Here is a 20,046-nt window from a genome sequence, read left to right on the forward strand (position 1 = left end):
CCCAGTGGCGGACGTAAATGGCTCAACAAAATGACAGCGAGGTCTATTTTCGCCGTGTCGTAAGGCGCGTGTTGATCTCTGTCTTGTTGGTCTTTCTGGTCGCTACATTTATGATATGGCGCATAGATAACCCCCGTGCGGAACGGTTTCGCATGGCGGTCATTGACAGGGTTGTGCCCAATCTGGAATGGGTTTTTGCGCCCGTCGCCCATATGTCGAATATGATTTCAGATTTTCAATCCTATTCCCGTATTTACCAACAAAACCAAGAGCTTCGTCGCGAATTACAGCAGATGAAAGCCTGGAAAGAGGCGGCAATCCAGCTAGAACAAAAGAACGCCAAGCTGCTGGATTTGAACAACGTCAAACTGAACCCGAAACTGACCTACACCACAGGTGTTGTATTAACGGACAGCGGCAGCCCGTTCCGCCAATCCGCCCTGATCAACATCGGCAAACATGACGGTGTGGTTGATGGCTGGGCGGCCATGGACGGTTTGGGCCTTGTCGGGCGGATTTCTGGTGTCGGCAATAACTCCGCCCGTGTTTTGTTCCTGACCGACAGTTCCAGCCGCATTCCGGTTGAAGTCACGCCCGCTGGCCAGAAAGCCATTCTAGCAGGGGATAACACGCCCCTGCCCCCGCTGGAATTCATTGACGGTGTCGATCAGGTCCGCGCGGGCGACCGCGTTGTCACAACAGGCGATGGTGGTGTTTTCCCGCCCGGCTTGCTGGCAGGCACGGTTTTTCTAAGTGGTGACGGACGCTTACGGGTCAAACTGGCCGCAGACTACCGCCGGCTAGAGTTCCTACGGGTGATCCGCCACCTCCCCTCAGCCCCCATATCAGAGCCAGGGCGCTTGGTCGGCCCGACCCTGCCCGGACAAGTCAGCGCGGGCAATGATGGATGACATCGCGCCTTTTCGCCTTTGGCTGTGCCGTGCCTATTATTTGGGCATTGGATTGCTGTTGGTGTTGTGGTCAATCGTTCCGTTTGATCTAACCGCAGGGTCTTGGCCAAGACCCGATATATTTTATTGCATTACAATAGCTTACGTGGTGCGCAAACCCGAATGGGCCCCCGTTTGGGCCGTGTTCTTTGTGTTCTTCATGCGCGATGTTCTAACGCTCGCCCCACTCGGCTTGTTCACCCTTTTGATCGTTCTAGGGAGCGAGGTCGTGCGCGGAAACATACAGGCTTTCCGCGAATATAGTTTTGGACTGGAATGGTTGTGGATGGGTGCTATCTTTACAGCCATCACCATCGTTCAACAGATCTTGCTGCTTTTGATGCTGGCGCAAACACCAAGATTTGTAGAGCAAATCTATCTAATCGTTTTCACCATCATGGCCTATCCTGTTATTGTGGGGGCGATGAAATACGGATTTGGCTTCACGCGCCCGCGCCCGGGCGAGCTTGACGCCTGGGGGAAAAGGCTATGAAACGCCCTGTTAAACCTGCACGTCTGCGTAAACTGCTTACACGGCGGACCATTTTTCTGGCTGGGTTACAGGCCGGTATAATTGGCACGCTTGGGGTTCAAATGCGGCGGATTGCGGTGGAACAGAACCAGTCTTTCCGCCTGCTGGCCGAGGAAAACCGCGTCAACATCCGCCTGATCCCACCTGTGCGCGGCCTGATTTTTGATCGCCTTGGCAAACCATTGGCCTATAACGAACCGAACTATAAAATCGACATGGTGCGTGAACAATCCGGCGACCCCGAGGCTGTTTTACGGCGTTTGGCCACGATCATTCCCATTACCGAAGACGGTATCAAAGCCGCCTTGGAAGAGATGAGCAAACGGCGTGGTTTTGTCCCTGTGACCGTGGCCGAGGATCTGGACTGGGAGCACATCGCCGCAGTCAGCGCCAACGCCCCTGCATTACCCGGGATCACACCAGAGTTGGGGCACTATAGAATCTACCCGCAAGCCGATGATTTTGCACATATTATCGGGTTTGTTGGCCCAGTATCCGATTACGATCTTAGCCAGATAGACGACGATGACCCCCTGCTGTTGATCCCCCGATTCCAGATCGGTAAGAACGGAATCGAACGTCGGATTGAGCTGCCGTTGCGCGGGAAGTCCGGCATAAAACGTATTGAGGTCAACGCTATCGGGCGCGTCATGCGTGTTCTTGGCCGCGAGGAAAGCCACCCCGGCGCAAACGTGCAACTGACCATCGACAACCGTCTGCAACGCTACGCAATGGAACGCCTTGGCGACAATAGCGCGGCGGCTGTGGTGATGGATGTGCGCAACGGCGATATTCTGGCACTGGCTTCAGCCCCCAGCTTTGACCCCAATAAATTTGTGCGCGGCATTTCGACCACCGACTGGACTGCACTGAACACAGATGACCATAAACCGATGCTGAACAAGACGGTGACTGGCACCTATCCTCCGGGGTCAACGTACAAACTGGTCACGGCTTTGGCAGCCCTAAAAGGCGGCTTTGTCACCCCGAAAGACAAAGTTTATTGCGGTGGCTACACTGAAATTTACAACAGGCGGTTCCACTGCTGGCGCAGGGGCGGGCATGGTAAAGTCGATCTGCACAACAGCCTGAAACAATCCTGCGATGTCTATTACTACGAGATATCCCAAGACGTTGGCATTGAGAATATCTCGGAAATGGCCAAGGAACTGGGTATTGGTGTGCAGCACGATCTGGAACTTCCAGCGGTGCGCGAAGGTCTGGCACCCACCAAACAGTGGAAGAAATTGCGCAAGGATGCAGATTGGGTGATCGGCGATACGTTGAACGCGTCAATCGGCCAGGGTTTTGTACTCGCCTCGCCTATGCAACTGGCGGTAATGGCAGCACGGGTCGGCTCTGGCACCAAGATTTCCCCGAGGCTGGTCAATGCCGTTGACAACCGCCCCAACCCTGTCAAAGGCCGCGAACCGCTTGATATTGATGTAGAACACCTGAATGCCGTGCGCAGCGGAATGTTCGGTGTGGTCAATGAACGGGGGGGCACTGCCGGTGGGTCAGCCATCCGTCACAAAGGTTGGGAAATGGCTGGTAAAACCGGCACCAGTCAGGTGCGCTTTATCACCAAAGAGGAACGCGCCCGCGGCGTCACCCGCAACGAAGACCTGCCATGGGAACGGCGCGACCACGCTCTCTTCGTCGCCTACGCCCCTGCGGATAACCCACGATTCTCAATCTCGGTGGTGGTGGAACACGGCGGCGGCGGCTCCTCGGTTGCGGCCCCGATTGCACGCGACATCATGTTAACCGCGCTCGAGTTGGCCGAGGATATGGACTACCGCGCCCTGCCCACAGATGCGCGCGCAGCCCGCAGCCAACCGGACGACAAAGCATGAGCTATCTTGAGCAGAACATCCGCACTATTCCCACCGGCCTGTCCAAAGTGCTCTATTTCAACTGGCCCTTGGCGCTGTTGTTGACGGCAGTGGCAAGCACGGGTTTTTTGATGCTGTATTCTGTGTCAGGCGGGGATATCCACCGCTGGGCACAACCCCAGATCATCCGGTTTTGCCTTGGCATGGGTGTGATGATCTTCATGGCCTTTATTCCCATCAATTTCTGGCGCGAAATCAGTGGGATAGCCTATCTCGCGGGGATAGCCATGCTGCTGGCCGTACCCTATATCGGGCAAACCCGTGGGGGGGCACAACGCTGGATCGACCTGAAATTCATGACGCTACAGCCGTCAGAACTGATGAAAGTCGGCGTGGTTATGGCCCTTGCGCTCTATTATGACTGGCTCGATGAACGTCGCGTCTCGCGCCCGTTGTGGGTGGCGATACCGATTGCTCTGATCCTGCTGCCGACCTTCCTTGTTCTGGGCCAGCCCGACCTCGGCACCGCCCTTTTGATCACCGCAGGGGGCGCAATTATGATGTTCATCGCGGGGGTCAGTTTGTGGTATTTCGGGGTGGCTTTCCTGTCGATTGCCCTGCTTCTTACGGGGGTATTTGCGTCGAAAGGCACTGAATATCAGATGCTGAAGGATTATCAGTACAAGCGGATTGAAACCTTTATGGACCCGTCGTCCGATCCACTGGGATCAGGCTATCACATCACCCAATCCAAAATTGCTCTCGGGTCTGGCGGGCTGACCGGGCGCGGCTTTATGCAAGGCACTCAGCAACGGCTGAACTTTCTGCCTGAAAAACACACCGATTTTATTTTCACCACCTTGGGGGAAGAATTCGGCTTTGTCGGCGGTATCGTCCTGTTGGTGCTTTACGGGCTGATCCTGATATTCTGCTATGTTTCAGCCCTGTCCAACAGGGATCGATACGGATCTTTGGTGACAATCGGCGTGGGAACCACGTTTTTCTTCTACTTCGCGGTGAACATGTCCATGGTGATGGGCCTCGCCCCTGTGGTGGGCGTGCCATTGCCGCTGGTCAGTTACGGCGGATCGGCCATGATGGTCTTGCTGATGGCGTTCGGACTGGTACAAAGTGCCCATGTTCACCGTCCAAGATAAGGTTTCCCCATGATCAATGCCCTGTTTTCCGCCCGCGAGGCGCTCTGGCCCGTCTATCGCCCGATCCTCGAATCTGCTTTTGCCGATCAAGGCCTGGAAGTGGCACTGACAAACAAAACCGACCGCCCTGAAACCATGGACTATTTGATCTACGCCCCTGCACGCGAAGACGACGACCTAAGCATATACCCCAACCTGAAGCTGATCCAAAGCCTGTGGGCTGGCCCCGATAAATTGATGCGGAACAAGACTTTAACCAAGCCAATGGCGCGGATGGTAGACCCTGGTATGACACAGGGCATGGTGGATTACGTGTTCGGCCACATCATGCGCCACCACCTTGATGTCAACCGTTTCAGCAATGCAAAACCCGGGGAATGGCTGCTGGACTGGGGCCCCTCCCTGCCCGCAGATCGCACAGTTGCCGTGCTGGGTATCGGCGCACTTGGCATGGCCTGCGCACAGGCCGCCCATGATTATGGCTTCAAGGTTCTCGGCTGGAGCCGCACACAAAAAGACGGCGCGCCCTTCACCTGTTATGCAGGCCAAGACGGCCTGAAAACAGTATTGGAACAAGCCGATATTGTGGTGACTTTGCTGCCAAACACCCCCGCTACGGAAAACCTGATCGACGGTGAAACCCTATCTATCATGAAAGATGGCGCGGCCTTGATCAACCCTGGCCGTGGCCAACTGATCGACGATGACGCGCTGCTGGCAGCCCTGAACAGCGGCAAAATCATCGGCGCGACATTGGACGTGTTTCGCATTGAACCCCTGCCTGCCGATCACCCCTATTGGCACCACCCCAATGTACTGGTCACACCCCATGTGGCGTCAGAAACCCGCCCTTCGACGGCTTGCATTGTTGTAGCTGACAATATGGCCCGTGTTGAACGGGGCGAAACCGCCCTGCACCTGATCGACCCCGACCTGAAATACTAACTCGGCATCGGGGGCGGCCTGCCCCCGACCTCCCAAACTCATCGCCCGACACCATTTTGTTTTCCCAATATCCCCGCCGGAGGCTAACTTCTTTTGCACGCTAGCGCAAAATTGGCGGCTTATCGGGATCAGACCCTGGGATTTCCACACGGCGCTCTTTTTGTTTGGGCGGTTCGGGTAAATCAAATCGCAGCCCGTGTTTTGCCAATGACCCGCTGAGCGGGTTTTGTGCCGTCAGGAAAATTACATCCAACGACCCAGCCTCAATGCCTGAAAACGTCAAAGCCTCGGATATGGCCGAGGCCATGGCAGATTCAGCCTCGGGGATTGCGGCGATAAACGCGAGCACATGGCTACGGGGGCGGTTTTCATATTCGATTTGCGCCAGATAGGCGTATTTAGCCATGCCAGCCATTGTTGCCATCTTCGCATCTAACGCGGAAATTAAGGTTTCAGGCAATTGCCCCGGAGGGTAAATCGCACTTGGGGTGGCTTCTTGGGCCTCTGGCCCCGCGCCCAAGGTCTGTTGCAACCAGTCAACGGCAGTCGCTGGCAGTAACATGGACGACGGTGCCACAGCGAGGTTCACACCAAGACCAATCCCTTTTCCTGCCAACATCGCAGTGATTTGACGCCCCGAGGCCGCCAGATAAGGCGTCGCAGCCTGTGTAAATTCGCTCATCCGCGCGTCAGTATCAAACACCAACGCATATTTTTCAGCCTCTACTTCAAAAACTGCGGGGATGAATTTATCGTCAACGGGTTCGGTTTCAAGCACTAGAAACAGTTCGCTGTCGGTAACGCGTTCATAAAACGCCATGCGTTTTGTGGTGTCTTCGGGCGCGGCCTCCATGGCGGCATGGGCGGTGTCTAAAAGGGTCATATATGCTCCGATATGCGGTTGCGCAGATGGGGGATCAGGTCGGTTTCAAACCAAGGGTTTTTCTTGATCCAACTGGTATTGCGCCAGCTTGGATGTGGCAACGGGATAATGTCTGGATCGTATTTCTGCCAGTTTTTTACCGTATCAGTCACGTTTCTCGTCTTTAAATGCCAGCTTTGTGCATATCCGCCGATCAACAAGGTCAACCGTATCTGCGGCATCAACGCCAATGTAGAGGCTCTCCATGTGGTCGCACAAATCTTTGGCGGCGCCAGATCGGAGCCTTTGGCATTATAGCCCGGAAAACAAAAGGCCATTGGAAAGATCGCCAGCCTGCTGCGATCGTAGAATTTGGCCTCGTCTATCCCCATCCAGTCACGCAATCTGTCACCCGATGGGTCGGTAAACGGTCGTCCGCTTTCGTGTACCCGCGCGCCCGGAGCCTGCCCGATGATCATGACTTTTGCGGTTTGGGACAACCAGACAACAGGTCTAGGGGCATGGGCGGTCTTGGTCCTTGCAAAGCGATCTGCACACAGTCTGCAGGCGCTGATCTGATCCATATGGGTTTCAAAAGCTGACATGAAATAGCGTCTATCAAGGATAATGACTGAGGCAAAGTCTGCTGTTCAACCAATCATTTCGATGATTGTCGAAATAATCGATTGACTCATTTCTATAAATCTAGAAATATAGTTACATGACACATACACCAGAAAAACAGATAAGCATCGAGGACGCAGCGCAAGCCTTTGCAGCCCTCGGATCGGAACAACGCCTTGGCGTGTTACAGGTTTTAGTCCGCGCAGGGCCGAAAGGTCTTTCCATGGGGGAATTGGGCAAACGCACAGGTGTTCCCGGATCGACCCTAAACCACCATCTGCGGTTTCTGGTTCATGCGGGGCTGGTGGAACAGGCCAAACAGGGGCGCAGTATCATCTGTTCTTCGGTGGCCTATGACATGACGCAGGCTCTTTCGAATTTCATCCTGAAAAACTGCTGTGCTGATGCACAACAAACTGATGCAAACCATAAGGAAATATCCGATGACTGACCTCTCCTCTCGCCTTGATCCGTGGAAGGGGCGCAAGATTGATAAGGCTTGGCTGGCCATAATCCTGGTCTTTGTGGCGGTGGCAGCCCTTGTGCCGCAAGATTTTTGGGAGGTAGGACAAGCAACCGTTCGATCTGTCCTAAGCACCGCACCGTTTATCGCTTTTGCTGTGGCAACGGTGGCCTATCTAAAAGCCACAGGGGCCGAGGGCATTGTAGCGCAGGCCTTTAAAGGCAGCCCCGTGCGGATGATTGTTCTGGCAGCAATGGTGGGCGGGATCGCCCCGTTTTGTTCGTGCGAAGTCATCCCTTTTGTTGCCGCTTTGCTGGCCATGGGCGTGCCTTTGGCGGCGGTGATGGCGTTTTGGTTATCCTCGCCCATTATGGACCCGCCGATGTTTATCATCACCAGCAGCGCGCTGGGGGTGGATTTTGCCATTGCAAAAACCATCGCGGCAGTCTGCTTCGGGTTATTCGGTGGATTTGCTGTCATGGCGTTTAACCGAACCACCCTTTTCACCGATCCCCTACGCGAAACCGCGCAAGAGGGGGGCTGTGGCTGCGGCACAAATCCCTTTACTGGCAAACCCGTCTGGGCCTTCTGGAGCGATCCTGAAAGGGTGCAAATGTTCCGCACAACGGCCGTCAGCAATGCGCTGTTCCTGCTAAAATGGCTGACGCTGGCTTATACCATTGAGGCCGTGATGGTGCGCTATGTCCCAGCCGAATGGATCGCCAATATTCTGGGGGGGGAAGGGTTCGGACCGATCCTGCTGGGTGCTTTGGTTGGGGGGCCAGCCTATCTGAACGGCTATGCCGCCGCGCCGTTGGTGGGGGGACTGATCGGTCAGGGAATGAGCCAAGGCGCTGCCATGAGCTTTATGATGGCGGGGTCGGTCAGTTGCATTCCTGCGGCCATCGCAGTTTGGGCGCTGGTTAAGCCCAAGGTATTCTTGGCTTATATCGGCTTTGGCTTTACCGGATCGTTAATGGCTGGTTTGCTATGGGCTGCTTGGGTTTAATAGGAGTGTGTATATAGCGGTGTATTCCCGCAAGGGGTGTTTTGGGGGCTTCGCCCCCGCACCTGCGGCGCTCCCCCAAGGTATTTCACCTCAAAAGAAGGGCATTCTGGTTAGAAGAAGTTGACCAGTAGGGCTGCGGCCAGAAGGGCAGCGATCCAGAGCACCATTGAGCCTGTGGGCCAGACGCGGGCAATGCGCCCCTCTGGTCCATAGGATTTATACAGGCCAGTGGTTATTTCCTGAAAGCGGTTCAGGCCGAAGGTCAACAACCTGTTCCAAAGAGTTGCCACAACCCACGCGCAGTATGACAGAACGGCAGGCAAAGCCCTGCGATAGCTCCAGTCCGTATCCAGAATGACCGATTTAATAACCTGCGGGTAAATTCCAGACTTCATCAGCACGACAAAGGCCAAGGCCGCAAAGAACAACAGTTGAATCTGGGTGATGACGTGGGTGGTCGTGTAAGGCACATAATCCACATCAAACGGCAACAACCCATAGAGCATGCCCGGAAATACACCGATAAAAATACACAGGAAAGATGTAACTCCCATGGCCAGCAGCATATGAAAAGGTGCCTCTTTGGGCCGCAGACCACTGTCTTTGGCAAAGAATGCAAAATACGGAACCTTGATGCCCGTGTGCAAAAACACCCCGATAGACGCAAACAACAGGATGCCCCAAACAACGTAATACCCGTCATGGGATGCCGCCGATAGGATCAGCGACTTTGAAATGAACCCCGAAAATAGCGGAAATGCTGAGACCGATGCCGCACCGATCACGCAAAAGAGCATGGTCTGCGGCATAGTTTTATAAAGCCCGCCAAGTTCGGATGCTTTGGAAGTGCCAGTCCGGAACAAAACCGCGCCAATGCTCATGAACAAAAGCTCTTTATAAAGGATACCGGCAAGCGCATAGGCTGCAGTACCGTTCAGCGAAAGTTCGGTTCCAATGCCGATTCCCACAACCATAAAGCCCAGCTGGGTGTTCAGCGAATACGTCAAAACACGCCGCAAATCATTCTCGATCACCGCAAAGAAGAGCGGGAACAGGGTCATCACAGCGCCGATATAGATCAAAGCCTCTGTGCCCGGAAAACCCCGCGCCAAAGCATAAATCGCCAGTTTCGTGGTGAAAGCCGATAAAACCACCGATCCCGTGATAGTGGCCGCAGGGTAAGAATCTTGCAGCCAGTTGTTAAGCAGTGGAAAGGCAGATTTGATCCCGAACGCCAGAAAAATAAGCCATGTGCCAAAGCTGCCCAAGGTCATTTTATCAAAGGTCAACGATCCCGTTTCACGCCAGAACAGCACGGCCCCAGCCAATAGCAGAACACCTGACGTAATCTGGATAATAAGATAGCGCATGCCAGTGTGATAGGCGCCTTCGGTGCCTCTGGCCCAGATCAGAAACACAGATGTGATTGCAGTGCCTTCCCAGAACAAAAACAGCGTGATCAAATCCCCCGCAAAAACCGCGCCAATCGCGGAACCTGCATATACAAGGGCTGCGATCTGTTGCACAGAGTCCTTAACGTGCCACGCATAAAGGTTGCCCAGAAACGCCGCGACACAGAAGATCAGTCCGAAAATGCGGGACAATCTGTCCACACGCATAAAGTCCAGATCCAGCCCCATCAGGTTGACCGACCACAAGTTTCCCTCGGGCAAATACCAAATCACAACCAATGTGATCAGCGGCGCGATCAACAGCAAACCTGCGCGGATCGGGCCGCGTGGCAGTGCCATCAGCAGGATTGCTGCGGCAAAGAACACAAAAGCGACGGGGAAGAACTCAGGCATTATGGGACTCCCGATCCAAATCGTCTTCGGGGTAGGCTTCGGCTTCTACATCGTAAGGGGCGTAATAATCTGCGCCCCGTTTCAGGAAGATCCGCATGAGTTTGGCACAGACAACCAAAGCGGCGCACATGAAGAACCCGTAAAGCGCGTAAAAGCCCGGAATGTCTTCAATCGCGACATAGGTGTGTTTGTGATAGAGGAAATCCGCAAGAAACAAGCCCGCACACAAAATACAAAGGCCGTAAACAATCTTATCGACGTTTTTAGGGTTATCCACAAACATCATCCGCCGCCCCAATGCAGGATAGGTCGAAGTATCTTCGCCTCCCTTGTTCGCAACCTGATCCCCTTGGGCAAGAGTCGCGTCAGGGTTTGAGGACACAGATTTCTGCGATGTCGATTGTTTCTCTTGCTCGGACATATGTCAGTCCTCTGTTTCTGCGGCGAGGATGGTCTGAGACCAGACCAGCGCGTCTTCTTTGGAAATGGTCAGGGATTTGGTGATCCGCCAGGCAAATCGGTTTTCGTTCAGATCCGGAAACCGTTGGCGCAGAGCAACCAATTCGCGGTGACGGGCTTCGGGGTAGTTGCTGCCAGCGTCGATCACTTCGGCCAAGGTCAGGTCGAAATGGGTGCGTAGGGCTTTGCGCAAATACAGCTCGCGCGCGCCCTCATGTTCCAGTCTTGCACCGTATTCAACCGAGGTTTCCCCCTTTTTCGGTGTTTCTTTAGCAAAGTCAGCGTGGATAGCCATCTAGCTGCCCCCTGTTATGGGCATCAGGAAGTCAACCAATGCACCGGCGTAAAAGAAAAGCACCAGACAGCCGAGCGCTGTCAATGCAGGTGGAAGATAGCACATCAGCGGCGCCTCTTTGACACCGGTATAGGGGTTTTGATCGGAGGACAGGAAAAAGCCCTTGCCAACGATGGGCAACAGATAGGCGACATTCAAAAGCGATGACAGCATTAACACGGCAATCATGATCTGTTGGCCAGCATCCGCCGCCCCCACCATCAAAAGCCATTTTGACCAGCTGCCGCCAAGGGGTGGCAGGCCGATAATGCTGAGCGCAGCAATGCCAAAGGCCGCGAATGTGATCGGCATGGTGCGGCCAAGGCCGGTCATCTGGCTGATATCTGTCTTATGGGTGGCCACATATATTGCGCCTGCGCACATGAACAAGGTGATCTTACCCATTGCGTGCATCACAATATGCACCCCGCCACCAATCGCGCCCATTTGGGTGGCCAGCGCCACCCCAAGCGTGATGTACCCCAGTTGCGACACGGTGGAATAGGCCAGACGCCGTTTCAGATTATCCTGTTGCAGCGCAATGATCGAGCTGGCCAGAATAGTATAGGCCGCAACCCACATCAGCCATTCCGACGCGCCGGTTTCAGCCAGAAAATCTATGCCAAAGATATAGATCCCCACCTTCAGTATGGTGAATACACCCGCTTTTACCACCGCAACCGCGTGCAACAAGGCTGACACAGGTGTGGGCGCGACCATCGCGGCAGGCAGCCAGCGGTGGAACGGCATCAGCGCCGCTTTACCGATACCAAAGGCAAACAGACCCAGCAGGATCGCAACCAATGCGCCCTCGACTTTACCTTGCAGAATACCGCCCGGAACAAAATCCAGGGTGCCTGCCAAAGTGTAGGTCCAGATGATCGCCGTCAGGAACAGCGCGATTGAGGTGCCGATCAGCACGCCCAGATAGGTGCGCGCGCCACGGATCGCTTCGGGTGTGCCTTTATGGGCAACCAGTGGATAGGTAGAAACGGTCAGGATTTCGTAAAACAGGAACAATGTCAGCAGGTTGGCGGAAAATGCAATACCGATGGCTGCGGAAATGGCTACGGAAAAACACGCAAAGAAACGGGCGTGATGTTTTTCATTGTTGCCGCGCATATAGCCCAGCCCATAGACGTGGGTGACGATCCACAGCCCCGATGCGACCATGGCAAACATCAGGCCAAGCGGTTCCACCTGAAGTGCAATCCGCAGACCGGGCAGTATTTCCAGCAGCACGATTTCCTGGGAAGTAGTGTTGCCAAGGTTGGCCAGTATCCCCAGCACCGCGCCAAAGGTCAGGATGGCACAGACAAAGGTAAACCCGTCGCGCAGATTGGGCTGGCGGGCGAAAGCCATATTGCCTGTCATCGCCAGCGTTGGCAGCAACAAAGCTAGAAAGATCAGTGTATTTGTGTCCATGATCCTACCCTAATGCCCCGCGCCAAAAACTGTGCCCGCCGTGGGCGTTAGTGCCATTCCCGCAGAGCCGTGCATCAGCCCCTCAGCCGCTGTTGTGGATGCGCCCAGCGTCAGGCTGGTATCAAAGCCGAACCAGATACAGGCCGCCGCTGCGATCCACATGGGGATCAACATGCTGATGGGCGCCTCTTGTTTGGTGGCTTCGGGGTGGGGTTCGCGTAAGTAAAGAACCTCTACCACACGCCAGACGTATAGAACCGCCAGCAGCGAAGAGGCGACGATCAGCAAGGCAACCCACCACAGGCCCGCCTCGAATGCGGCCTGAACCAGCACCCATTTAGAAATGAACCCCGCCGTGCCCGGCACACCAATCAGTGACAGGCCCCCGACAACAACTGCGGCCCCCGTGAAGGGCATCACGCGGCCCATGCCTGCTATCCGGTCATAGAAAGTGGTTCCTGCCCGCAGTACCAAGGCCCCAACCGCCATGAACAACGCCGCTTTGGTGATGCCGTGGTTGAACAGATGCACCATTGTGGCGGTCAGCCCTGTTACGGAAAATAGCGAGATCCCCAGCAGCATATAGCCGATCTGCGCAATGGAACTATAGGCGAGCATCCGTTTGAAGTTGGTCTGGAACACCGCAATCAGGCTGGCCGCGAACATGGCCAGCAGCGCGAAAGGTGCAAAAATCCACAACAGAATGTTGGAATCAAAAACGAATTCCGGCTGGAATACCGAAAACATAAACCGCAGCAGCACATAGACCGCCGCCTTGGTCGATGTGGATGCCAGAAACACCGTCACAGCCGAAGGCGCATAGTTATAGGCCGCAGGCAGCCACAAATGCAGAGGATAGATCGCCACTTTCAGACCCATCCCCACAACGATAAAGGCAAACGCCGCCTGAACCGTGCGATTGCCGCCCTGCCCTACAAGCCGATCCGCCATATCCGCCATATTCAGCGTGCCCGTGGTCATATACAAAAGGCCGATGCCGATCACAAAGAATGTGGCCCCGATGGTGCCCATGATCAGATAATCATAAGCCGCCGAAAGCGCCCGTTTGTCGCGGTAGCTGCCTTGGGACACCAGAACATAGGTGGACAGCGAAGACACTTCTAGAAACACAAACACGTTGAAGGCATCTCCGGTGATCACAACCCCCAGCAGACCAGTGACACACAGTATAAAGCAGGCGTAAAACAGCGTGTGATTGCGTTCCGGAATTTCCGCTGCGACCGAGCGGAGGGCAAAGGGCAAAACCAGCGTGGCGGTGGCCGAAATCAGCAGCAACACAAAGGCATTGGCCGCATCAACACGGTATTCAATCCCCACAGGTGGTGCCCAGCCCCCCAGATGATAACTGATATAGCCGCCATCCATCACCTGCATCAGCAGGGCAAAGGAAATAACCAGCGACAAAACCGATGCGGCAAAGGCCAGCGGCCATGCCAGCCGACGCCCGCCCAGCAGAACGATCAGCGGTGCGGTACAAAACGGAATGATAATTTGCAGGATCGGTAGTTGATCCCGCAGGGTCAGTGCGATGTGTTGCACCTCGGTCGCGGTCGCCATTATGCGCGGCCCCCCATAGCTTCGCCGTACTCGGCATTCTCTTTGCGGGCCATTTCGGCGTCTATGGCTAGAATATCATCTTCCTCGATGGTGTCGTATTCTTCACGGATGCGCACGATCAGGGCCAACCCCAGGGACGTGGTGGCAATGCCAACCACAATAGCCGTCAGGATCAGAACATGGGGCAGCGGGTTGGAATAGACGATGTCAGGATCAGCTTTGATCTTGCCTAAACTATCGGTCGGAAAAATAGGCGCAGTGCCGCCCGTGACCTTGCCGATGGAAATATAAAGCATAAACACCGCCACCTGAAAGATATTCAGGCCAACGATCTTTTTCACCAGATTGCCGCAGGACACCACAATGTAAAAGCCCGTCATCATCAGCACGATGAACAGCCAGTAATTGATGTGGCCAATAAAAAATTCGAGTGTCATTGCGCGCTACCAGTCATCATCGCCAAGACGCGGTGTGCGCCCAGCGAATGCATAATAAATGGCGACCATAACGCCGGTTACGGTGATGCCGACACCAGCTTCGACATAAAGAATGCCGCTGTGTTGGCCGTGGGACATATGTTCGGGATTAAAGCTGCCGTAATGCAGGAATTCATACCCCAGCATCATGTTCCAAACGCCCGTGCCCGCATAGACCAGCACCCCTAGGGCGACCAGTTTGTGAACAACCCAAGGCGGGAACACGCGCTGGACTTCGTCCAGACCGAAAACGATACCGTACAGGATAAAGGCCACAGCCATGATTACGCCCGCTTGAAAGCCGCCTCCGGGCGAAAAATCCCCGTGGAACTGCACATAAAAGGCGAACAGGATGATTGTGCCGACCAAAAGCTTGGTCACGACACGCAGGATCAGGTGATGCTCCTTCATGCGTCTTCTCCCTCTGCGCGTTTTTCCTCTGTGTCTTTTTCTCTGCTTAAAACCTTGCGGCGGCGGCGATGCAGCCCGGACAGGATCATCAAAACGCCAATACCTGCCGCAAACACAACAGCGGTTTCCCCCATGGTATCAAAGCCCCGATAGCTGGCCAGAATGCTGGTCACCACATTGGGAACGTCGATTTCTTCTATGGATTTGGTAAGGTAATGGGGCGCAAGATGCACATTTGCAGGGGCCGCCGGATCACCGAAATTCGGCATATCTAGCGTGCCATAAACCAGCGCCGCCCCCGTAATCACCACCATCAACAAAGGCAGCGCATTTGAACGTGACGTAGGTTTCGTCCCGCGCGAGGTCAGCGCGATGGTGCCCAGCATCAGCACAGTCGAAATACCTGCGCCTACAGCGGCTTCGGTAAAGGCCACGTCAACCGCATCAAGGGTAACAAACAGCATGGCCGTCAGCAGGGAAAACACGCCTGACAGCATGATGATTGTGAACAGGCGGTCCTGCCAGACAATTGCAAGGGCCGTGGCCACCAGCATGGAAAACAGGGCAAAATTGATAATTGTTTCAATCATTAGCCGCGCACCGTTGGTTCAGGAAGATTGGCATAAGGCACACCGTCTTCTGGTTCCAGATCAGGCGCGGTTTTTGGCCGCCAGCCCGTAACCAAAGCCGCATTGGCCACCGCATGTGTGGCGGTTGGGCCTGTGATAAACAGAAAAGCCCCGATTATGATCAGCTTCACAGTAACCAGCGTCAGCCCGGATTGCAGGCACATCCCCAGAATCAACAACAGCATCCCCCCGCTATCCCCGACCGAGGCCGCGTGCAGCCGGGACCAGAAATCAGGAAACCGCAGGATACCAATCGCACTGACGATCATCAGGAAACTGCCCACAACAATACTAACCCACGAAAGAATCTCTATAATCATATCAACCGCTCCCATGCTCAGCGCTCCTGCTCTGGGACTTGCCCAATGTCGCCAAGCCCGCGGTAGCGGAAAAACTTTAGGATGGCGATTGTGCCCACAAAGTTGATCAACGCATAGAGCAGAGCAATATCGAGAAAATCAGGCCGTTCCGTCAAAAACCCCAGCACGGCGATGAACAAAACTGTGGCCGTGCCGAAAAAATTCACCGCCAGAACGCGGTCATAGACGATAGGGCCTGCGTAAAGCCGCACCAGCACCAAAACCATCGACACAAACAATGCTATTGCCGCAACCAGAAACATCATGCCGCCCCCGTTTCCAGCGCAGTGACGCGCCGATCCATATCCGCCAAGGCCTCGTGGTCGCTTTCATCATAGCTGACCGCATGCACCCAAAAAGCATCACTTTCCGTTTCAACGGTAATTGTGCCCGGGGTCAAAGTGATGGAATTGGCGAAAATCACCTCGGCCAGTTCGGATTTTTGAGTGTTGGGAACATGAAAGATATGTTGCCGCACACCCATCCTCGGGGACAGAATCATCTTGGTTACCGTGATGTTGGATTTCACGATCTCCCACATCAACCAAAGCAGATACCCTAATAATTTCAACGGGTTCAGCGGGATCTTTAAGTGATCCTGATCCACTTGATCCATCCGCCGCACCACCAGAACCGCAATGAGTGCAGAAACCAGACCAAAGCCGACGATCATCGGCTTATAGATGCCGGACATCAGCAACCACAGTGCAAATAAGGTCAGAACAGACAAAAGTATGCGCATGTATGTTCCAACTCCCCAGTGGTATTTTCCCAATGGGTTATAGCAACCGCTTGGCCCAAGGAAAACCGTAATAGGTACGCAAGCGTGATGGAAAAATGCCGCACCACCTATCACAGGCCCTGAACCAAGCCCCCAATCGCCTTTATATAGGGGGTATATTTGCCTTTTCAGCAACGTTGCGCCTTATTCTTCCCCAAAATTAACCATATTTTATTGCAATCCCGTATTAGTAGCGGGCATATTGAGCACCAAGTGGCACCGAGCAACCTTGTGCCCGAACAAGTACGCCCAAGCGTCGTTCAATTGAGGTAATCAGGGGCATCCCCGGATGATTGAGTTTAGAAATGTAAGCAAGTCCTTTTGGACGGGCACACAACGCAAGGTCATTCTGGATCAGGCGTCATTCCGCATCAACCTTGGTGGGTCGGTGGGCATACTTGCACCCAACGGCACCGGTAAAACCACGTTGATCAACATGATGTCGGGCTTGGAAAAACCGGATGAAGGCGAAATCGTCCGTTCTTCGCGGATTTCTTTTCCGCTGGGTTATATGGGCGGTGTTTTGCCCAAACTGAATGCGGTTGAAAATTCCCGTTATATCGCACGACTTTACGGGCTAGACCCCGATTACATCGAAAGTTTTTGCCGCTATATCTGTGGCTTGGACGAATATTTCGAAATGCCGATTGCCACTTATTCCAAAGGGATGCGCGCACGGTTCATGATGGCGTTGTTGCTGGCACTGGAGTTTGATATCTACCTGATTGACGAAGGAATGCCCTCCTCTACGGATGCTGAATTCAATCGTAAGGCGGGATCGGTGCTGCGCCAAAGATTGCAAAGCGCCACAGTTGTCATCGTGTCGCATCAAGTCGGCATCCTTGAAAAATTCTGCCAAAGTGCAGCGGTGCTGCGTAATGGCCGGCTGACAATGTATGACACCTTGGAAGAGGCAAAACAGGTTTACAATTATGCCCAGTAGTCCAAAAAACTTTCGAATTTTGCGAAGCAGCGCACAACCAGCCCCGCCTTCTGCGCCAGAGCCGGAAACCACCCCGCAACAGCCGCAAATGTCTCATCAAAGACAGGCCGAGGTGCGCCGTCACACACAGCAAGTGCAAGATCACGAACCAGACGCTGCTTCACCTAGTGCATCGAATGGCGGAACCGTGACCAATCAGCTCACCGCCCGCGAAGAAATCGAACAGATCAAGAAAGAAAACCTGACAGGGCGTCAATTGCGCATCGCACGCCGATTGGCCCAACGCAGCAACCTTTCCCCCACATCCGATCTGGATGCGGTCCGCCTGTTGCGCCGCCAAGGCATTGATCCCTTTGGTAAACAAGACATCGGAAACGTTCTGACCCCCGTGGATGCAGACAGCGAGCCCGGAACTGGCGTGGCCCTGCCCGCAACCGTACGCAAAACTGCGGTGTCCGATCACAAACCCCAAGTGATCGACGACGACAGCCGCGAACGTGAAGTGCGCAAAATTCAGCGCGATCTTGTGAAACGCCGCCGCAAACGGCTGGGCATTCTGATCCTCAAACTTGCCTGTTATGTAATGCTGCCCAGCATCATCGCAGGGTATTATTTCTATAAAGTGGCGACACCAATGTATGCCACCTACACCGAATTCGTCATCCAAAGCGCGGACGCCCCCGGTGTGACAGGCGCGGCAGGTTTGTTTTCAGGCTCGCCCTTGGAAACTGTCACAGACAGTATCACGGTTCAGGGCTACCTGACGTCGCGCGATGCCATGTTGCGACTAGATGAACAGCCTGGTTTCCGCCAGTTGTTCCAAGACAAAAGCGTCGATGTTCTGCAACGTCTTGACGAAAACGCAACCAACGAAGATGCCTATAAAATCTACAAAAAACGGGTGATTATCGGCTTTGATCCCACCGAGGGCGTCATCAAAATGGAGGTCGTGGCCCCCTCACCCGATGCGTCTAAAGCGATTTCACAGGCCTTGATCAGCTACGCCGAAGAACAAGTAGACCAACTGACCGCCCGCCTGCGCGGCGACCAGATGACGGGTGCGCGCGAAATCTATGAAGAGGCTGAGGCTAAGATGGAGGCCGCTTATGACGAGGTTGCCCGCTTGCAACGCCAGACAGCCACGCTGGACACAGCAGGTGAAAACGCGTTGATCATGGGCCAAATCGGCGAATTGGAAAGCCAGATCACATCAAAACAGCTGGAACTGGCGCGGCTTAGGGCGAACACACGTCCAAACGTGACCAAAGTGCGTGTTCTCGAAGAAGAAATCCAACTTCTGCAAGGTAAAGTAGACGAGAAACGCAGCGATGTTTCCCAAGGCTCTGGCTCCAACGATTCCCTTGTGGATATCAACGCGGATCTGAACAAAGCCCAAAGCAAGCTGCTGGTGCGCCAGCAATTGGTGGCCGCAGCCTTGCAAAATCTGGAAAGCGCGCGGATCGAGGCCAGTCGCCAAACCCGCTATATTTCACGGGGTGTGTCCCCTGTGACACCAGATAAGGCAACCTACCCTCGCGCGTTTGAAAACACCCTCTTGGCGATCATCGTTTTCGCCGGGATTTATCTGATGCTGTCCCTGACGGTCAGCATCCTGAAGGAACAGGTAACGACATAATGCAAAGTTTTGACATCGGAAACGTCACCGTTGGGAATGACCAACCCCTTGTGGTGATCGCTGGCCCCTGTCAGTTGGAAAGCAGCGACCATGCCTTGATGATTGCCACAGAAATGGCGGCAGTCTGTGCGGCAGTTGGTGCTGGATTCATCTTCAAAGGATCTTTTGACAAAGCAAACCGCACTTCCCTTAGTGGCAAACGGGGTTTGGGCATTGCCGCAGGCTTGCAGGTGATGGCCGATGTAAAATCCAAAATCGGCTGCCCTGTGATTACAGACGTGCATCTGCCTGACCAATGCGCCCAAGTGGCCGAGGTTGTGGACGTTTTGCAAATCCCCGCGTTCTTGTGCCGCCAGACCGATCTGTTGCTGGCGGCCGGGGAAACAGGTGCTGCGATCAACGTGAAAAAGGGCCAGTTCCTGAGCCCTTGGGAAATGCCGAATGTTCTGGAAAAAGTTGCAAGCACCGGAAATACACGTGTGATGGCCTGCGAACGGGGCACATCGTTTGGGTATAACACATTGGTCGCTGATATGCGCGCCCTGCCCCAGATGGCCGCAACCGGGCATCCGGTGATCATGGACGCCACCCATTCCGTGCAACAACCAGGCGGCAAAGGCGGTTCCAGCGGCGGACAACGGGAGTTCGCCCCCCTGATGGCCCGCTGCGCTGTCAGCACAGGCATTGCCGGCGTCTTTATCGAAACCCACGAAGAGCCGGATCACGCGCCTTCAGATGGGCCGAACATGATCCCGCTTGACCAGATGCGCAGAGTCCTAGAAAGCCTTATGGCATTCGACCGGCTTGCAAAATCAGACCCATTCAGACTGTAA

Annotated in this window: 23 protein-coding genes; 10 read left to right on the top strand and 13 right to left on the bottom strand. The window is 54.5% G+C overall.

The annotated features are described in order from the left end of the window. Positions 1 to 17: 17 nt before the first annotated feature. Genes mreC through GGE09_RS07115 form a run of 5 tightly spaced genes read left to right on the top strand, consistent with a single transcriptional unit; the run spans position 18 to position 5,419 of the window. The gene (mreC, locus tag GGE09_RS07095; RefSeq protein ID WP_309745323.1) at positions 18 to 911 is read left to right on the top strand and encodes a rod shape-determining protein MreC; all 894 of its coding nucleotides are present in this window, start codon (positions 18 to 20) and stop codon (positions 909 to 911) included. Beyond that, positions 901 to 1,443 (top strand): hypothetical protein, encoded by a 543-nt coding sequence (locus tag GGE09_RS07100; protein WP_309745325.1) that lies wholly within the window; start codon positions 901 to 903, stop codon positions 1,441 to 1,443. The genes mreC and GGE09_RS07100 overlap by 11 nt, the downstream gene beginning before the upstream one ends. Further along, a complete protein-coding gene (gene mrdA / locus GGE09_RS07105; protein ID WP_309745327.1) occupies positions 1,440 to 3,338 on the top strand; it encodes a penicillin-binding protein 2 in 1,899 nt (632 codons plus the stop codon). The genes GGE09_RS07100 and mrdA overlap by 4 nt, the downstream gene beginning before the upstream one ends. Further along, positions 3,335 to 4,474 (top strand): rod shape-determining protein RodA, encoded by a 1,140-nt coding sequence (gene rodA, locus GGE09_RS07110; protein WP_309745328.1) that lies wholly within the window; start codon positions 3,335 to 3,337, stop codon positions 4,472 to 4,474. Before mrdA ends, rodA begins: the two co-directional genes overlap by 4 nt. A 9-nt stretch (positions 4,475 to 4,483) precedes the next feature. Then, positions 4,484 to 5,419 (top strand): glyoxylate/hydroxypyruvate reductase A, encoded by a 936-nt coding sequence (locus tag GGE09_RS07115; protein ID WP_309745330.1) that lies wholly within the window; start codon positions 4,484 to 4,486, stop codon positions 5,417 to 5,419. 100 nt (positions 5,420 to 5,519) lie between these two features. Here GGE09_RS07115 and GGE09_RS07120 read toward each other — a convergent pair whose 3' ends face one another. Then, positions 5,520 to 6,302 (bottom strand): SseB family protein, encoded by a 783-nt coding sequence (locus tag GGE09_RS07120; RefSeq protein ID WP_309745332.1) that lies wholly within the window; start codon positions 6,300 to 6,302, stop codon positions 5,520 to 5,522. Further along, entirely contained in the window at positions 6,299 to 6,886 is a 588-nt protein-coding gene (locus GGE09_RS07125; RefSeq protein ID WP_309745334.1) for a uracil-DNA glycosylase family protein, read from the bottom strand. The genes GGE09_RS07120 and GGE09_RS07125 overlap by 4 nt, the downstream gene beginning before the upstream one ends. Positions 6,887 to 7,002: 116 nt before the next feature. Here GGE09_RS07125 and GGE09_RS07130 point away from each other — a divergent pair, with 116 nt between their 5' ends. Both GGE09_RS07130 and GGE09_RS07135 read left to right on the top strand, forming a co-directional pair. Continuing rightward, complete coding sequence (locus GGE09_RS07130) at positions 7,003 to 7,356, top strand: metalloregulator ArsR/SmtB family transcription factor (protein WP_309745336.1); 354 nt, start codon at positions 7,003 to 7,005, stop codon at positions 7,354 to 7,356. After that, positions 7,349 to 8,377, top strand: a complete 1,029-nt coding sequence (locus GGE09_RS07135; protein WP_309745338.1) for a permease — start codon at positions 7,349 to 7,351, stop codon at positions 8,375 to 8,377. The genes GGE09_RS07130 and GGE09_RS07135 overlap by 8 nt, the downstream gene beginning before the upstream one ends. Positions 8,378 to 8,487: 110 nt before the next feature. On the opposite strand, the gene GGE09_RS07140 is transcribed toward GGE09_RS07135, so the two are convergent. The 11 genes from GGE09_RS07140 to GGE09_RS07190 are packed head-to-tail and all read right to left on the bottom strand — an operon-like array spanning position 8,488 to position 16,595. After that, the gene (locus GGE09_RS07140; RefSeq protein ID WP_309745340.1) at positions 8,488 to 10,182 is read right to left on the bottom strand and encodes a Na(+)/H(+) antiporter subunit D; all 1,695 of its coding nucleotides are present in this window, start codon (positions 10,180 to 10,182) and stop codon (positions 8,488 to 8,490) included. Beyond that, complete coding sequence (locus tag GGE09_RS07145) at positions 10,175 to 10,603, bottom strand: hypothetical protein (protein ID WP_309745342.1); 429 nt, start codon at positions 10,601 to 10,603, stop codon at positions 10,175 to 10,177. Before GGE09_RS07145 ends, GGE09_RS07140 begins: the two co-directional genes overlap by 8 nt. 3 nt (positions 10,604 to 10,606) lie before the next feature. Then, positions 10,607 to 10,936 (bottom strand): hypothetical protein, encoded by a 330-nt coding sequence (locus GGE09_RS07150; protein WP_309745344.1) that lies wholly within the window; start codon positions 10,934 to 10,936, stop codon positions 10,607 to 10,609. Beyond that, the gene (locus GGE09_RS07155) at positions 10,937 to 12,400 is read right to left on the bottom strand and encodes a monovalent cation/H+ antiporter subunit D family protein (protein ID WP_309745346.1); all 1,464 of its coding nucleotides are present in this window, start codon (positions 12,398 to 12,400) and stop codon (positions 10,937 to 10,939) included. Positions 12,401 to 12,409: 9 nt separating this feature from the next. Then, on the bottom strand, positions 12,410 to 13,978 hold the full coding sequence (locus GGE09_RS07160) for a monovalent cation/H+ antiporter subunit D family protein (protein ID WP_309745348.1): 1,569 nt from the start codon (positions 13,976 to 13,978) through the stop codon (positions 12,410 to 12,412). Beyond that, the gene (locus GGE09_RS07165; RefSeq protein ID WP_309745350.1) at positions 13,978 to 14,415 is read right to left on the bottom strand and encodes a cation:proton antiporter subunit C; all 438 of its coding nucleotides are present in this window, start codon (positions 14,413 to 14,415) and stop codon (positions 13,978 to 13,980) included. The genes GGE09_RS07160 and GGE09_RS07165 overlap by 1 nt, the downstream gene beginning before the upstream one ends. A 6-nt stretch (positions 14,416 to 14,421) precedes the next feature. Then, on the bottom strand, positions 14,422 to 14,865 hold the full coding sequence (locus GGE09_RS07170) for a Na(+)/H(+) antiporter subunit B (protein ID WP_309745352.1): 444 nt from the start codon (positions 14,863 to 14,865) through the stop codon (positions 14,422 to 14,424). Further along, on the bottom strand, positions 14,862 to 15,455 hold the full coding sequence (locus GGE09_RS07175) for a DUF4040 domain-containing protein (protein ID WP_309745354.1): 594 nt from the start codon (positions 15,453 to 15,455) through the stop codon (positions 14,862 to 14,864). Before GGE09_RS07175 ends, GGE09_RS07170 begins: the two co-directional genes overlap by 4 nt. Then, positions 15,455 to 15,814, bottom strand: a complete 360-nt coding sequence (mnhG, locus tag GGE09_RS07180; protein WP_309745355.1) for a monovalent cation/H(+) antiporter subunit G — start codon at positions 15,812 to 15,814, stop codon at positions 15,455 to 15,457. Before mnhG ends, GGE09_RS07175 begins: the two co-directional genes overlap by 1 nt. 17 nt (positions 15,815 to 15,831) lie before the next feature. Beyond that, entirely contained in the window at positions 15,832 to 16,119 is a 288-nt protein-coding gene (locus GGE09_RS07185; protein ID WP_309745357.1) for a monovalent cation/H+ antiporter complex subunit F, read from the bottom strand. Beyond that, on the bottom strand, positions 16,116 to 16,595 hold the full coding sequence (locus GGE09_RS07190; protein ID WP_309745359.1) for a Na+/H+ antiporter subunit E: 480 nt from the start codon (positions 16,593 to 16,595) through the stop codon (positions 16,116 to 16,118). Before GGE09_RS07190 ends, GGE09_RS07185 begins: the two co-directional genes overlap by 4 nt. Before the next feature lie 328 nt (positions 16,596 to 16,923). Between GGE09_RS07190 and GGE09_RS07195 the strand changes: the two genes are divergently transcribed. The 3 genes from GGE09_RS07195 (at position 16,924) to kdsA (ending at position 20,046) form a co-directional block, all read left to right on the top strand. Then, positions 16,924 to 17,577: an ATP-binding cassette domain-containing protein gene (locus GGE09_RS07195; protein WP_309745361.1), complete on the top strand. Its 654-nt coding sequence runs from the start codon at positions 16,924 to 16,926 to the stop codon at positions 17,575 to 17,577. 88 nt (positions 17,578 to 17,665) lie between these two features. Then, positions 17,666 to 19,213, top strand: a complete 1,548-nt coding sequence (locus tag GGE09_RS07200) for a capsule biosynthesis protein (RefSeq protein WP_309745363.1) — start codon at positions 17,666 to 17,668, stop codon at positions 19,211 to 19,213. Next, positions 19,213 to 20,046 (top strand): 3-deoxy-8-phosphooctulonate synthase, encoded by an 834-nt coding sequence (gene kdsA / locus GGE09_RS07205; RefSeq protein WP_309745365.1) that lies wholly within the window; start codon positions 19,213 to 19,215, stop codon positions 20,044 to 20,046. Before GGE09_RS07200 ends, kdsA begins: the two co-directional genes overlap by 1 nt.

The organism is Roseobacter sp. N2S (assembly GCF_031454055.1).
Taxonomy (GTDB): domain Bacteria; phylum Pseudomonadota; class Alphaproteobacteria; order Rhodobacterales; family Rhodobacteraceae; genus Amylibacter.

Excerpts from the sequence above, each read along its gene's own strand:
- mreC (WP_309745323.1), top strand. The coding sequence starts at position 18 with ATGGCTCAACAAAATGACAGCGAGGTCTATTTTCGCCGTGTCGTAAGG.
- GGE09_RS07100 (WP_309745325.1), top strand. The coding sequence starts at position 901 with ATGATGGATGACATCGCGCCTTTTCGCCTTTGGCTGTGCCGTGCCTAT.
- mrdA (WP_309745327.1), top strand. The coding sequence starts at position 1,440 with ATGAAACGCCCTGTTAAACCTGCACGTCTGCGTAAACTGCTTACACGG.
- rodA (WP_309745328.1), top strand. The coding sequence starts at position 3,335 with ATGAGCTATCTTGAGCAGAACATCCGCACTATTCCCACCGGCCTGTCC.
- GGE09_RS07115 (WP_309745330.1), top strand. The coding sequence starts at position 4,484 with ATGATCAATGCCCTGTTTTCCGCCCGCGAGGCGCTCTGGCCCGTCTAT.
- GGE09_RS07120 (WP_309745332.1), bottom strand. The coding sequence starts at position 6,302 with ATGACCCTTTTAGACACCGCCCATGCCGCCATGGAGGCCGCGCCCGAA.
- GGE09_RS07125 (WP_309745334.1), bottom strand. The coding sequence starts at position 6,886 with ATGTCAGCTTTTGAAACCCATATGGATCAGATCAGCGCCTGCAGACTG.
- GGE09_RS07130 (WP_309745336.1), top strand. The coding sequence starts at position 7,003 with ATGACACATACACCAGAAAAACAGATAAGCATCGAGGACGCAGCGCAA.
- GGE09_RS07135 (WP_309745338.1), top strand. The coding sequence starts at position 7,349 with ATGACTGACCTCTCCTCTCGCCTTGATCCGTGGAAGGGGCGCAAGATT.
- GGE09_RS07140 (WP_309745340.1), bottom strand. The coding sequence starts at position 10,182 with ATGCCTGAGTTCTTCCCCGTCGCTTTTGTGTTCTTTGCCGCAGCAATC.
- GGE09_RS07145 (WP_309745342.1), bottom strand. The coding sequence starts at position 10,603 with ATGTCCGAGCAAGAGAAACAATCGACATCGCAGAAATCTGTGTCCTCA.
- GGE09_RS07150 (WP_309745344.1), bottom strand. The coding sequence starts at position 10,936 with ATGGCTATCCACGCTGACTTTGCTAAAGAAACACCGAAAAAGGGGGAA.
- GGE09_RS07155 (WP_309745346.1), bottom strand. The coding sequence starts at position 12,400 with ATGGACACAAATACACTGATCTTTCTAGCTTTGTTGCTGCCAACGCTG.
- GGE09_RS07160 (WP_309745348.1), bottom strand. The coding sequence starts at position 13,978 with ATGGCGACCGCGACCGAGGTGCAACACATCGCACTGACCCTGCGGGAT.
- GGE09_RS07165 (WP_309745350.1), bottom strand. The coding sequence starts at position 14,415 with ATGACACTCGAATTTTTTATTGGCCACATCAATTACTGGCTGTTCATC.
- GGE09_RS07170 (WP_309745352.1), bottom strand. The coding sequence starts at position 14,865 with ATGAAGGAGCATCACCTGATCCTGCGTGTCGTGACCAAGCTTTTGGTC.
- GGE09_RS07175 (WP_309745354.1), bottom strand. The coding sequence starts at position 15,455 with ATGATTGAAACAATTATCAATTTTGCCCTGTTTTCCATGCTGGTGGCC.
- mnhG (WP_309745355.1), bottom strand. The coding sequence starts at position 15,814 with ATGATTATAGAGATTCTTTCGTGGGTTAGTATTGTTGTGGGCAGTTTC.
- GGE09_RS07185 (WP_309745357.1), bottom strand. The coding sequence starts at position 16,119 with ATGATGTTTCTGGTTGCGGCAATAGCATTGTTTGTGTCGATGGTTTTG.
- GGE09_RS07190 (WP_309745359.1), bottom strand. The coding sequence starts at position 16,595 with ATGCGCATACTTTTGTCTGTTCTGACCTTATTTGCACTGTGGTTGCTG.
- GGE09_RS07195 (WP_309745361.1), top strand. The coding sequence starts at position 16,924 with ATGATTGAGTTTAGAAATGTAAGCAAGTCCTTTTGGACGGGCACACAA.
- GGE09_RS07200 (WP_309745363.1), top strand. The coding sequence starts at position 17,666 with ATGTCTCATCAAAGACAGGCCGAGGTGCGCCGTCACACACAGCAAGTG.
- kdsA (WP_309745365.1), top strand. The coding sequence starts at position 19,213 with ATGCAAAGTTTTGACATCGGAAACGTCACCGTTGGGAATGACCAACCC.